This is a genomic window from Pararhodobacter sp. CCB-MM2, from assembly GCF_001691415.1.
Taxonomy (GTDB): Bacteria; Pseudomonadota; Alphaproteobacteria; order Rhodobacterales; family Rhodobacteraceae; genus Pararhodobacter.
The window spans coordinates 1-12456 of sequence record NZ_LRRR01000053.1; the positions used below are offsets into that span (position 1 = coordinate 1).

Below are 12456 nucleotides of genomic sequence, written 5' to 3' on the forward strand. Positions count from 1 at the left end.
GTGGGTGGGCGGGAGCGACGCCCGCGCGCCTCAGATTTTCAGCACGGCGCCGGGATTGAGGATGCCCAAAGGGTCCAGCGCGGCCTTGATCTGCCGCATGACGACGATCGAGGCTGGATCGACATAGCGCTCCACATCCCCCGTCTTCAGCCGCCCCACGCCATGCTCGGCACTGACAGAACCGCCGAAGCTATCGACGAGGTCATGCACGGTCTCGATGATCCGGGGGCGCATATCCTCGTACTCCGCCCGGTTGCGGCCCTGCGCGGGGAAGACGTTGTAATGCAGGTTGCCATCGCCGACATGGCCGAAGCAATTGATCCGCATGTCGCCCATCGCCCCCAGCGCCACATCCGCCGCCGCGATGAAATCCGGCAGCGCGGCCAAGGGCACCGAGACGTCGTGGCTGGCAACGGCACCAATGGCCCGATTCGCCTCGGGAATCGCCTCGCGCAGATGCCAGAACTCGGCGCGCTGGCCTTCGGAGGAGGCAATGACACCGTCCTCGACCAGCCCTTCCTCAGCGGCGACCTCGAAGAGGCCTTCCAGCTCCGTGGCCGGGTCCAGAGCAGCGACGAGGCCCAGATCGACCAGCACCATCCAGTCCGGCGCCTCGGCAAACGGTTGGCGGACCTGCGGCATGACTTCGGTCAGGAAACGCGGCCCTTGCCCGCCGATCAGCTCGAACCCCGAGACCCCTTCGCCCAACCGTGCCTGCGCCAGTGCCAGCAGCTCCAGCGCTGCCTGCGGCGAGGGCACGACCATCATCGCCGCCCCCTTCCGCGCCGGCCGCGGGAACAGCCGCAGCGCGGCCGCGGTGATCACGCCCAAGCTCCCCTCGGAGCCGATCATCAGGTGCCGCAAGTCGTAGCCCATGTTGTTCTTCCGCAGGCGCTTGAGCCCATGCATGACCGAGCCATCGGCCAGCACGACCTCCAGCCCCAGCGTCAGCTCGCGCATGTTACCCCAGCGCAGCACGCCCGTGCCGCCCGCATTGGTGCCCAGAAGCCCGCCGATGCGGGCCGAGCCCTCGGAGCCCAGTGACAGCGGGAAGAGCCGCCCGGCCGCCTCGGCGGCGTCCTGCACCTCGGTCAGGATGCACCCCGCCTCGGCCACCATCACATTGCCCGCCGACTCCACGGCGCGAATGCTGTTCATCCGCTCCAGCGACAGGACCAGCGGCGCAGGGCCCGAGGGCATGATCTGCCCGCCCACCAGCCCCGTCCCACCGCCATAGGGCACCACCCCCACCCGCGCGGCGGAGGCGGCCTTCAGGATCACCGAGACCTCCTCGACCGTCGCCGGACAGGCCACCGCGCCCGCCTGCCCCCGGTAGCGGCCGCGCGGTTCGGTCAGGTAACGCTCCTCGACCGGGCGCAGGGTGTTTGCCGGCAGCTGGCCCTCCAGCCCCGTAAGGAAAGCGGCATCGCAGGGGTTGAGCATGAATTCACGCCTCCTTGGCGAGGGACAAGAGCGCCGCACAGACGCGCTGGTTGCGGAAGGTGACGGGGCAGCCAAGCGCCTTCTCGGCCCCCGCCGCCAGCTTGGAGCGGCCCGCACCGTCGGGCAGGTGCAGGTACAGCGCCTTGTCGGTCAGATGCCAAGCCTCGGCGCCGGCCTTCAATGTGTCCAGCTTTGCCAGATCGGCCTTGGCCGTACCCGAGAGAAACCCCAGATGGACCTTGGCCCCGTCCGCCTCCCCTGCCTCGGCGAAAGGGTTCTCCGCCAGAACAGCGGCGAACCCGGCCAAATCCAGCACCATGGCCTCAGGGCGGAACGGGAAGGCCGCGCCGATCGCATCGCTGATCGCAGAGGCCAGACCGGATCGGGCGTTCGGATCGCGGAAGACGGCGTTGCCGCTCTGGATATGGGTTGTCACCCCGGTCAGCCCCAGATCGCCCAGCAAGGTCCGCAGATCGGCCATCGGCAGCTTGCGATTGGCGCCGACATTCACGCCGCGCAACAGCAGGATCTGCGGCTCAGCCGACATCCGTCCGCCCGCGCCGATCCCCGCGCAGATTGGCGTAGAGCACATGGTTGCGCCAGCGGTTGTCGATCTGCAGGTAGCTCTGCGCCACCCCTTCATATTTGAAACCGCATTTCTCCAGCACGGCGCGCGAGGCCGCGTTCTCCGGCAGGCAGGCGGCTTCGATGCGGCTGAGGTCCAGCTCGGTGAAGGCGTGATGCACGACCCCTTGCAGGGCCTCGCGCATATAGCCGTGGCGGGCGAAATTCTGGCCGATCCAGTAGCCCACGGTGCCGACCTGCGCCGGACCGCGACGGATGTTGTCCAGCGTGATCGCGCCCAGAAGCTGATTATCCGCGCGCCGGATCAGGAACAGCGGCAGCGCCGTGCCCTGCTGGCGCACACGGGCCGACCATTGCACCCGACCCGTGAAGGCACGGCGCGAGAGGTGGTCGTTCGACCACGCAGGCTCCCACGGCTTGAGAAAGGAGGCCGAGCTTTCACGCACGGCGCTCCACATGCGGTAGTCGGAATGCTCGGGCAGGCGCAGGATCATGCGCTCTGTGTCCAGCCGGAATCGTCGTCTCGATGCCAGCAGGAACCCTGCCATCACGCCACCAGCCTTTCGCGCAGAGCCTCCAGACTGGGGGCCTGCTCGACGGGACCATAGAGCGCCATGGACAGACGACCGTCGGTCACCAGCTTCTCGGCGTAGCCACGGATCGCGCGCATGTCGACGGCGTCGATCCGGCCGATAGTCTCGCCCAGCTCGGGGATACGGCCCCAGATCGCCAGCAGACGCGCCAGACGTTCGGCGCGCGACGAGGGGCTCTCCAGACCCATCAGCAGCCCGGCCTTCATCTGCGTGCGGGCGCGGGCGATCTCGGCCTCGGTCATGTCCTGCGTGGCGCGACGGAACTCGTCGATCGTCAGGTTGGCGAGGTCGCGGATATCCTTGCCCCCGGTCCCGGCATAGACGGTGATCGAGCCGGTGTCGTCATGCGCGCCGGCCTGCGCGAAGGTCGTGTAGCACAGGCCCCGCTCCTCGCGCAGTTTTTGGAACAGGCGCGAGGACATACCGCCGCCCATCGCACCGGCGAAGACCTGTGCGGTGAACAGATCGGGGTCGCGGAACGCCGGGCCCTCGATCGCCAGCGCGAAATGCGCCTGCTCAAGATCCTTGATCTCGCGCCGCTCGTTGCACTGGAACCGCGCGGGCTCGGCCACAGCCATCTCCAGCGCGGGGATGGCGCCGAACAGATCCTCGGCCATGCGCACCAGCTGGTCGTGATGCACGGCACCGGCGGCGGCGAGGATCATCTGACCCGGGCCGTAATGGCCGCGCACGAAGCGCTTAAGATCGTCGGCATTGTATTCCGCGATCCGGTCAGCCGGCCCGAGGATCGGACGACCCAGCGGCTGGTCCGGATAACTCGCTTCCTGCAGCCAGTCGAAGATCACGTCATCCGGCGTGTCCGCGGCCTGGCCGATTTCCTGCAAGATGACATGGCGCTCGACCTCGATCTCGCGCTTGTCAAACGCCGGATTCAGCACGATGTCGGCGATCACGTCCAGCGCGAGGGGCACATCGGCCTCCAGAACGCGGGCGTAATAGGCGGTCATCTCGCGCGAGGTATAGGCGTTGATGTAGCCGCCCACATCTTCGATTTCCTCGGCGATCTGAAGGGCGGTCCGCTTGGCGGTGCCCTTGAAGGCCATGTGTTCGAGGAAGTGGGCGATACCGTTTTGGTCGGCCTTCTCATGGCGCGCGCCGGCGGTCACCCAGATGCCGACCGCCGCCGAGGCGAGACCGGGCATGGGCTCCGACACGATGCGGAAACCGTTGGAAAGCGTGGTGATGCGATGCATCAGGCCCCCGTTCTTTCGAGGATCAGCGCCTCGATGGCTTTGAGGTCACCGGTCATGCGCGTGACGCGCTCGGGCCGGTCGAAGAGGTCGGCCATGCGCGGCGGCAGGGCCGGATGAATGCCGGTCGCGGCCTCGACGGCGGCCGGGAACTTGGCGGGATGCGCGGTGGCCAGCGTCACCATCGGGTTCGCCCCGAGGTGCTGTTCGGCCACGGCGGTGCCGACGGCGGAATGCGGGCAGAGCAGCTCCGCCGAATGCGCCAGCGTGTGGCGGATCGACTCGGACGTGCCCTCTTCGGACACGCGGCCCGAGGCGAAGGTCTCGCGCAGGGCTTCCAGCGCGCCTTGGCTCACGTCGAATTTGCCTGCGGTCTTCAGCTCGTCCATCAGCTGCGCCACGGCGGCGCCGTCACGGCCATAGGCATCAAACAGCGCGCGCTCGAAGTTCGAGCTGACCTGAATGTCCATCGACGGCGAGATCGACGGCGTCACGCCCTCGGTCTGGTAGCTGCCCGAGGTCAGGCAGCGGTGCAGGATGTCGTTCTGGTTCGTGGCGATGACCAGCTGGCCGATGGGCAGGCCCATCTTCTTGGCGATGTAGCCCGCGAAGATGTCGCCGAAATTGCCGGTCGGCACGGTGAAGTCAATCTGACGATGCGGCGCACCGAGGCTCACGGCGGCCGAGAAGTAATAGACCACCTGCGCCAGAACACGCGCCCAGTTGATCGAGTTCACGCCGGCCAGTTTCACCCGGTCGCGGAACTCGAAATCGTTGAACATGTCCTTCAGGAGGCCCTGACAGGTGTCGAAATCGCCATCGACCGCCAGCGCATGGACATTGCTGTCGGCAGGCGTGGTCATCTGGCGGCGCTGCACCTCGGAAACCCGGCCATGCGGGTAGAGGATGAAGACATCGACATTCTTCAGGCCGCGGAAGGCCTCGATCGCCGCCGACCCGGTATCGCCCGAGGTCGCGCCGACGATGGTCACGCGGTCACCTGAACGGCCAAGGGCCGCCTGGAACAGCTGACCGATCAGCTGCATGGCGAAATCCTTGAAGGCCAGCGTCGGGCCGTGGAACAGCTCGAGCAGGAAATGGTTCGGCGCGAGTTGCTTCAAGGGCGCGCGGGCGTCATGGCCGAAGCCTTCATAGGCCTTGGCGATCAGCACCTTGAACTCGTCATCGGTGAAGGTCTCGCCGATGAAGGGGCGCATGACGCGGAAGGCGATCTCCTCATAGGGCAAACCGGCCAGTGCGGCAATTTCTTCGGAGGTCAGGGTCGGCACGGTCTCGGGGACATAAAGCCCGCCGTCCCGCGCAAGGCCCGTGAGCATCGCCTGTTCGAAGGTGAGAACGGGGGCGGAGCCGCGGGTCGAAACATAATGCATGGGGAAATCCTTAGACCGTCGTTCGCCTGATACGCCAGAGCAGCGCGATTGTCATCACCGCCCAGACGGAGGCAAGCAGGAACCAGGTGATCGCGTATTCCAGATGATCGTTTTTCAGCGCCACACCGCTGATCGGCATGGTCAAAAGCGGAGAGGCCGCCGCGCTGTCCTGCCTTGCGACCAGCAGGACGGATTCGGCGTCCAGCGCCTCGGCCATCGGGCCGGGGTCACGCGCGAACCACAGGTTGCGACCGAGGTCCGGCGCAGGGGTATAGCTGTCGACATCGCCCGGCCAGTCGAGGTTCCCCTCGATCGTCACATCGTCGACGGCGAGGGGCACATCATCGCGCCGCGCCTCGGGGACAAAGCCGCGGTCGACCAGCAGCCGGCGCCCCTCGGGCGTTTCGAGGACGGCGATGACGCGCAGACCCGGACCAACCTCGCGCAGGCTGGAGAGGACGAAAGCCGCCTCGCCGGTGAAATTGCCCTCGGCCGTGACGGGGAGATAGCGGTCGCGCTCCTCATTGGGGTCCGCGGGGACGGCGACGGGATCGTTGTGGATGCGGGCCTCGATCTGGTCGATCAGTGCCAGCTTCCACTCCAGCCGGCGCATTTGCCAGAAACCCAGAGACAGCAGGATCGACACCCCGGTGATGCCGAAAATGGCCGCCCCAATGAACCGTGCCTTCACGCGATCTCTCCGAAAACTTGCGGGCCGCCGATTGCCAAGGGCCCAAATAGAGTCGGGGGGCACATAGCCCCCCGAACCCGTTGCATCAAGATGCGGCTGATCAGCCTTGGCCCCAGACGTAGACGGCGGCGAAGAGGAACAGCCAGACCACGTCCACGAAGTGCCAGTACCAGGCAGCGGCTTCGAAGCCGACGTGACGCTCCGGCGTGAAATGGCCGGCGCGGACGCGCAGGAAGCAGATGAACAGGAAGATCGTGCCGATCACGACGTGGAAGCCGTGGAAGCCGGTCGCCATGAAGAAGTTCGCGCCGTAGATGTTGCCGGCGAAACCGAAGGCGGCGTGGCTGTATTCATAGGCCTGCAGCACGGTGAAGATCATGCCCAGAACGACGGCGATGATCAGACCCTGAGCCACGTCCTTGCGGTTGTTCTCATGCACCAGCGCGTGGTGAGCCCAGGTCGCGGCGCAGCCCGAGAGCAGCAGGATCAGGGTGTTGATCAGCGGCAGGTGCCAGGGATCGAAGGTCTCGATGCCGGCGGGCGGGAACACACCATCGATGGCCGGCGATTGCGGGCCCATCGGGTAGAGGGCGTGCTTGAAGAAGCTCCAGAACCAGGCCGCGAAGAACATGACTTCGGACATGATGAACAGGATGAAGCCGTAGCGCAGGCCGATCACCACGACCGGGGTGTGGTCGCCGGCGTGGCTTTCCTTCACGACGTCCGACCACCAGCCGAACATGACATAGAGCACGCCGACAAGGCCGATCAGGAACAGCCAGGGGCCCATGTCGTGCATCCAGAGGATGCCGCCGGTGAGCATGACGAAAGCCGAAACCGACGCGATGAAGGGCCAGATGGACGGCGGCAGGACGTGGTAGTCGTGGTTCTTTGCGTGGGCCATGTGCGTTCCCTTGGTCTTTCCCGTGTGTCGCCGCTTGCGCGGTCCCTGTAGTAACACCCTCTGCGGGGTGCGGTCAGTTGGTCCCGACGGCCTCGCCCGCATCGGCGGGAAGGTCGGAAGGATGGAAGGTGTAGCTCAGCGTGATCGTGTTCAGCCCCTGCGCGATGACATCGGGGTCGTCGACGATCTCCGGATCAACGTAGAAGGTGACGGGCATCAACACCCGCTCGCCCGGTTGCAACACCTGCATGTTGAAGCAGAAGCAGGCGATCTTGATGAAATAGCTGCCCGCCGTATAGGGCGTCACGTTATAGCTGGCCGAGCCGGCGATGACGTGGTCGGTCGGGTTGTAGGCCTCGTAGAAGGCCAGCCCGGTTTCCCCGATGCGGATGTCCATCGTGCGCTCGACCGGGCGGAATTCCCACGGGAAGCCCCGCTCGACATTGGCGTCGAAGCGGATCTGCACCGTCTGGTCGAGGATTGTGTCGGATTCGACCTCGGCCGTGCGGGTGGTCCCGCCGTAGCCGGTCACGCGGCAGAACAGGTCGTAAAGCGGGATCGCCGCCCAGGCCAGCGCACCCATCACGAGGATCACGCCGACAAGGCCTACGACCGTGCGCTGCGTGGCCTGAAGATTGCGCCACCAGCCCTTCATTCGCTCGCCCCTTCGGGCTGCGTACCGGCGGCGCCCGGGATCACCGTGTCGGGATCCATGTCCACGCGGTAGGTATGGTCGAAGCCCTGCATGCTTTCGCCGCGCTGCATCTTGGCAATGGTCAGCCCGAAGACGAGGGCGACGAAGGCCAGAAGCACCACCAGCACGCCAAGATTGCGCCCGGCGCGGCGTTTGTGCAGGTCATGTTCGCGGGTCAGCGCCAAGTGACAGCCTCCCAGCCAAGGTAGTTGGAGAACGCATCCGCCCAAGGCGTCGCCTCGACGGCGAAGGCGGCGAAATGCAGGAAGAGATAGGCCAGCGACAGCGCGAAGAAGCGCTTCTCGGCGGCGTATTTGTCAGCCTCGGCGGCCTCCTCGCGGCGGGTCCACAGGCGGAAGGCACCGATCACGAAGAGCAGGTTCAGCACCAGCGACACGGCGAAATAGATCGGCCCGCCGATGGAGGTGAAGGCCGCGACCAGCGCCACCGGGGCCAGCAGCAGCGTATAGACGAGGATGTGGTTCCGGGTCGAGCGGCGGCCGTGGGTCACGGTCAGCATCGGCACCTTGGCCTTCTCGTAATCCGAGTTCATGAACAGCGCCAACGCCCAGAAATGCGGCGGCGTCCACATGAAGATCACGAGGAACATCAGGACGGCTTCGACGCTGATCGAGCCGGTCGCGGCGACCCAGCCGATCATCGGCGGGAAAGCCCCCGAGGCGCCGCCGATGACGATGTTCTGCGGCGTCGAGCGCTTCAGCCACATCGTGTAGACGACGGCGTAGAAGAAGATGGTGAAGGCCAGCAGCGCGGCGGCCAGCAGGTTGGTGGCCAGCCACAGCATGACCACCGACAGCGCCGACAGCGTCGCGCCGAGACCCAGCGCCTCGCCGGGTTGGACCATGCCCGCGGGAACCGGGCGCTTGGCCGTGCGGCGCATGACGCGGTCGATATCGGCGTCCCACCACATGTTCAGCGCGCCCGAGGCCCCTGCCCCCAGCGCGATGAAGATGATGGCCGCCAGCGATTCGATCGGATGCAGGCGCACCGGCGCGACGACGAGGCCCACCAGCGCGGTGAAGACCACCAGCGACATCACCCGCGGCTTCAAAAGCTGCAGGTAATCCCGAAAACCGGCGTCGCCGGTGTTCTCATGGCCTGCGATATCTGCGCGAAGGTCGGTCATCGTTCCTCGGGGGCCTGTTCACTGGGGCCAAGGGTGTTTCAGCGATGTCGGGCGGCCATCGGGACCGCCCGCCTTGTCAGTCATGCCGCCTCGCCCAGGCCAAAGCCGGGCGCGGCGGTTGAGATAACTCTCAGTTCGAGGCGACCTGAACGGCAGCCTCGGTGTAGCCCGGCGCGGCGGCGAGGTTCTCGGCGCCCTGCTCTTGCAGCCAGGCGACATATTCCTCGGGGGTCACGGCGCGCACGACGATCGGCATGAAGGCATGGCCCTGACCGCAGAGTTCCGAGCACTGGCCGAAGTAGATGCCGGGCTCGTCGATGTTGAACCAGGCCTGGGCCAGACGACCCGGAACACCGTCCTGCTTCACGCCGAAGGCCGGGATGGTCCACGAGTGGATCACGTCGCCGCCGGTGACCTGCACGACCACGTTCTGGCCGACGGGCACGACGACCTGGCTGTCGGTGGCCAGCAGGTAGTGACGCTGTTCGTAGCCGTTCTCTTCCAGCTCGTCGCGGGCCAGCGGGTAGGCGCTCAGCTCGACGCCGTGGTCGACGTATTCGTAACCCCAATACCACTGGTAGCCGGTGATTTTGATGGTCACGTCGGCTTCCGGCATGATCTGGTCACGGAACAGCGCCGGCACGGTGAACGAGCCGATGAAGATCAGCACGAAGATCGGCAGGATCGTCCAGGCGATTTCCAGCGGCGAGTTATGCGTGAAGGTCGACGGCGTCGGGTTGGCACGACGGTTGTAGCGGACGATCACCCACACCAGCAGCACGCAGACGAAGATCGTGATGGCGGTGATGATGTACATCAGCATGTGGTCGATCCAGTGGCTGGTCTCGGCCACTGGGGTATGCGCCATCTGCAGTGCGATGCCCGCATCATGGGGTTCGCCCACGAAGGTCATTTCCTGCGCCCGCGCCTGACCGGCCGCGACCATCGACAGCGCCGCACCGCCGAGGAGGGTGCCGATACCGGCCGCCCGACGGGTGAGGTCCTTGAAAAGATGCATCTTGTGTTCCCGTATTGCGCGGCCCTGCGACCGTCTTACTCCGCCGACCCCGCCCGAAAGCACCGATGACAGCGTTCGGCCACAGGGGGCCGGCCGCGCACGCGGACGGGGGCGGTTTCCCTCTCTCCTAAAATCATATTAGCATCCGCAGAACAAGCCAAAGCAATGCGTCAGGTTGCCACCATTTGACCTAAGTCAAGGACAGGGGGCGTCGGCGCGAAAGGAGCCTCATGTCCAGCGCCGCCCCCGAAACCGCCGCAACCCCCGAGGGGGACGCGCGTTTCCAGCCCTTCGAGACGCTGCTCGACCGCGAGGCCGCCCTCACCACCCTGCGCGAGGCCGTCGCGGGCGCCGATGACGGCGAACTGTTCCTCGAGCGCCGTCATTCCGAATCACTCGTGCTGGATGACGGGCGGATTCGCAGCGCCGGCTACGATGCGGCCGAGGGATTCGGCCTGCGCGCCGTGCGGGGCGATGTCGCAGGCTATGCCCATTCGACCGAGATCAGCGAACAGGCCCTCAAGCGCGCCGCCGCCACCGCGCGGCTGGCCGTCGGTGCCGGCGGCGGCACGCTGGCCGAGGCGCCCAAGGGCACGAATGTGAAGCTCTATGGTGATTTCGACCCGATCGGCGATGCGACCTTCGCCGCCAAGATCGAAACCCTGCGCGAGATCGACGACTTCCTGCGCGGCCTCGACAAGCGGGTGGTGCAGGTGACGGCCTCGCTGTCCGCCTCGGTGCAGGAGGTGGCGATCCTGCGCCCCGAGGGTGGGCTGGTGACCGATATCCGCCCGATGGCCCGGATCTCCATCGCCTGCATCGTCGAGCGCGACGGCCGCCGCGAATCGGGTCACCACGGTGGCGGCGGTCGCATCCGTCTCGACGGGTTGATGGAGCCCGGCCATTGGCAGCCCGTCGCGCGGGAGGCCCTGCGCGTGGCGCTGGTGAACCTCGACGCCGTTGCCGCGCCGGCGGGATCGCTGGACGTGGTGCTGGGCTCGGGCTGGCCGGGGATCCTGCTGCACGAGGCCGTGGGCCACGGGCTGGAAGGCGATTTCAACCGCAAGAAAACCTCGGCCTTCGCCGGGCTGATGGGCCAGCAGGTCGCCGCGAAGGGCGTCACCGTGCTGGACGATGGCACGATCCCGGACCGCCGTGGCTCGATCACCGTGGATGACGAGGGCACGCCTTCGGCGAAGAACGTGCTGATCGAGGACGGCGTGCTGGTCGGCTACATGCAGGACCGCCAGAACGCCCGTCTGATGGGCGTCCCCGCCACCGGCAATGGAAGGCGCGAGAGCTATGCCCATGCGCCCATGCCGCGGATGACCAACACCTATATGTTGGGCGGCAACGACGACCCGGCCTCGCTGGTCGCGGACATGAAGGACGGGATCTGGGCCGTGGGCTTCGGCGGCGGTCAGGTCGATATCACCAGCGGAAAGTTCGTCTTCTCCTGCACCGAGGCCTACCGCGTCCGCAACGGCAAGGTCGGCGAGCCGGTCACGGGCGCGACGCTGATCGGCGACGGTCCGACGTCCCTGAAGAACGTGCGCGGCATCGGCAACGACATGGCGCTCGACCCCGGCATCGGCAATTGCGGCAAGGCCGGGCAATGGGTGCCGGTCGGCGTCGGCCAGCCCTCGCTGCTGATCGGCGGGCTGACCGTCGGCGGCGTGGCCTGATCGCGCCAGTTTCCGCCCATTGACCCAAGGTCAACCCGTGCCCGCGCCAGATGTGATCGGCGCGGGCACATTCTTGCCGCAATGTTCTTAGCGTTGCCCGGCCCTGTTTAGGACTCGTTAACCCTCTTTCGGCAGACTTCGAATCGAATGAGGCGAGGCTGACATGGACGGGAACGAACTTTCTTCTCCCACACCCTTCACCCCACCCACCACGGAAGAGAGCCGACTCAACTGGCTTCGCCTCATTCGCTCGCGCCGCGTCGGTCCCTCCACCTTCCTGCGCCTGATGTCCGAACATGGTGACGCTGCCGCCGCGCTTGAGGCCCTGCCGGGAATCGCACAGGTCGCCGGCGTCGAGGATTACGCCCCCTACCCCGCCGACCGCGCCCGCGCCGAAATGGACACAGGCCTCGCCCGTGGCGCGCGCCTGCTGTTCCTCGGCGCCCCCGATTACCCGGAGGCCCTGGCCGCGCTGGCCGATCCCCCGCCCGTCCTCTGGGTCCGGGGCCACAACCGCGTTCTGACGCAACCCGCGGTCGGGCTGGTCGGTGCACGGAATGCCTCCAGCCTCGGCGCGCGCATGGCCCGCAAACTGGCCGAGGGGCTGGGCTGGCACGGCTTCACCGTCGTCTCGGGGCTGGCGCGCGGCATTGACACCGTAGCGCATGGCGGCTCATTGAAGACCGGCACCATCGCCGTCCTGGCCGGGGGCGTCGACATCATCTACCCGCCCGAGAACGACACGCTGGCCGCCGCCATCGCCGACCAGGGCCTGCTGGTGTCCGAACAACCGATCGGCCTGCAACCCCAAGCCCGCCATTTCCCCCGCCGCAACCGCCTGATCGCCGGCCTGTCCCGCGCGGTGGTGGTGGTCGAGGCGGCCGAGGGCTCGGGCTCGCTGATCACCGCCCGTGATGCGCTGGAACAGGGGCGCGATGTGCTGGCCGTTCCGGGCCACCCGATGGACGGCCGCGCCGCTGGCTGCAACCTGCTGATCCGCGAGGGCGCGACGCTGGTGCGCTCGGTCGAGGATGTGATCGAGGCTCTGGGCGACAGCCTGCCCCCGCCGCCGTCGCCCCGTCCCAAGCCAGAGC

13 protein-coding genes are annotated in these 12456 nt (G+C 66.9%); 2 read left to right on the forward strand and 11 right to left on the reverse strand.

Annotated features, from left to right (window positions below; genetic code table 11):
- Nucleotides 1-30 precede the first annotated feature (30 nt).
- The 11 genes from BCY78_RS23760 to coxB form a co-directional block, all read right to left on the reverse strand.
- Nucleotides 31-1443, reverse strand: coding sequence for an FAD-binding oxidoreductase (locus BCY78_RS23760; RefSeq protein ID WP_068306776.1), 1413 nt, complete (start codon nt 1441-1443; stop codon nt 31-33).
- Nucleotides 1444-1447: 4 nt separating this feature from the next.
- Nucleotides 1448-1990, reverse strand: a complete 543-nt coding sequence (locus tag BCY78_RS23765; RefSeq protein ID WP_068306778.1) for a DUF1697 domain-containing protein — start codon at nt 1988-1990, stop codon at nt 1448-1450.
- Nucleotides 1980-2564 (reverse strand): GNAT family N-acetyltransferase, encoded by a 585-nt coding sequence (locus BCY78_RS23770; protein ID WP_068306793.1) that lies wholly within the window; start codon nt 2562-2564, stop codon nt 1980-1982. The genes BCY78_RS23765 and BCY78_RS23770 overlap by 11 nt, the downstream gene beginning before the upstream one ends.
- An 11-nt stretch (nt 2565-2575) precedes the next feature.
- The gene (locus tag BCY78_RS23775) at nt 2576-3835 is read right to left on the reverse strand and encodes a pitrilysin family protein (RefSeq protein ID WP_068306780.1); all 1260 of its coding nucleotides are present in this window, start codon (nt 3833-3835) and stop codon (nt 2576-2578) included.
- On the reverse strand, nt 3835-5223 hold the full coding sequence (gene thrC, locus BCY78_RS23780) for a threonine synthase (protein WP_068306782.1): 1389 nt from the start codon (nt 5221-5223) through the stop codon (nt 3835-3837). Before thrC ends, BCY78_RS23775 begins: the two co-directional genes overlap by 1 nt.
- Before the next feature lie 10 nt (nt 5224-5233).
- Nucleotides 5234-5914, reverse strand: coding sequence for an SURF1 family protein (locus BCY78_RS23785; protein ID WP_068306783.1), 681 nt, complete (start codon nt 5912-5914; stop codon nt 5234-5236).
- A gap of 100 nt (nt 5915-6014) precedes the next feature.
- Nucleotides 6015-6818: a cytochrome c oxidase subunit 3 gene (locus tag BCY78_RS23790; protein WP_068306784.1), complete on the reverse strand. Its 804-nt coding sequence runs from the start codon at nt 6816-6818 to the stop codon at nt 6015-6017.
- Nucleotides 6819-6891: 73 nt separating this feature from the next.
- Nucleotides 6892-7473 (reverse strand): cytochrome c oxidase assembly protein, encoded by a 582-nt coding sequence (locus tag BCY78_RS23795; RefSeq protein ID WP_068306785.1) that lies wholly within the window; start codon nt 7471-7473, stop codon nt 6892-6894.
- Nucleotides 7470-7697, reverse strand: a complete 228-nt coding sequence (locus BCY78_RS23800) for a hypothetical protein (RefSeq protein WP_068306786.1) — start codon at nt 7695-7697, stop codon at nt 7470-7472. The genes BCY78_RS23795 and BCY78_RS23800 overlap by 4 nt, the downstream gene beginning before the upstream one ends.
- Nucleotides 7688-8659 (reverse strand): heme o synthase, encoded by a 972-nt coding sequence (cyoE, locus tag BCY78_RS23805; RefSeq protein ID WP_068306788.1) that lies wholly within the window; start codon nt 8657-8659, stop codon nt 7688-7690. Before cyoE ends, BCY78_RS23800 begins: the two co-directional genes overlap by 10 nt.
- Nucleotides 8660-8789: 130 nt before the next feature.
- The gene (gene coxB / locus BCY78_RS23810) at nt 8790-9677 is read right to left on the reverse strand and encodes a cytochrome c oxidase subunit II (RefSeq protein WP_083195277.1); all 888 of its coding nucleotides are present in this window, start codon (nt 9675-9677) and stop codon (nt 8790-8792) included.
- Between the two features lie 230 nt (nt 9678-9907).
- Between coxB and tldD the strand changes: the two genes are divergently transcribed.
- Entirely contained in the window at nt 9908-11362 is a 1455-nt protein-coding gene (gene tldD, locus BCY78_RS23815) for a metalloprotease TldD (protein ID WP_068306790.1), read from the forward strand.
- A 163-nt stretch (nt 11363-11525) separates the two neighbouring features.
- On the forward strand, nt 11526-12456 hold a 931-nt coding region (dprA, locus tag BCY78_RS23820), incomplete at its 3' end, for a DNA-processing protein DprA (protein ID WP_068306791.1).

Excerpts from the sequence above, each read along its gene's own strand:
- BCY78_RS23775 (WP_068306780.1), bottom strand. The coding sequence starts at position 3,835 with ATGCATCGCATCACCACGCTTTCCAACGGTTTCCGCATCGTGTCGGAG.
- BCY78_RS23790 (WP_068306784.1), bottom strand. The coding sequence starts at position 6,818 with ATGGCCCACGCAAAGAACCACGACTACCACGTCCTGCCGCCGTCCATC.
- BCY78_RS23795 (WP_068306785.1), bottom strand. The coding sequence starts at position 7,473 with ATGAAGGGCTGGTGGCGCAATCTTCAGGCCACGCAGCGCACGGTCGTA.
- coxB (WP_083195277.1), bottom strand. The coding sequence starts at position 9,677 with ATGCATCTTTTCAAGGACCTCACCCGTCGGGCGGCCGGTATCGGCACC.
- BCY78_RS23760 (WP_068306776.1), bottom strand. The coding sequence starts at position 1,443 with ATGCTCAACCCCTGCGATGCCGCTTTCCTTACGGGGCTGGAGGGCCAG.
- BCY78_RS23765 (WP_068306778.1), bottom strand. The coding sequence starts at position 1,990 with ATGTCGGCTGAGCCGCAGATCCTGCTGTTGCGCGGCGTGAATGTCGGC.
- thrC (WP_068306782.1), bottom strand. The coding sequence starts at position 5,223 with ATGCATTATGTTTCGACCCGCGGCTCCGCCCCCGTTCTCACCTTCGAA.
- tldD (WP_068306790.1), top strand. The coding sequence starts at position 9,908 with ATGTCCAGCGCCGCCCCCGAAACCGCCGCAACCCCCGAGGGGGACGCG.
- cyoE (WP_068306788.1), bottom strand. The coding sequence starts at position 8,659 with ATGACCGACCTTCGCGCAGATATCGCAGGCCATGAGAACACCGGCGAC.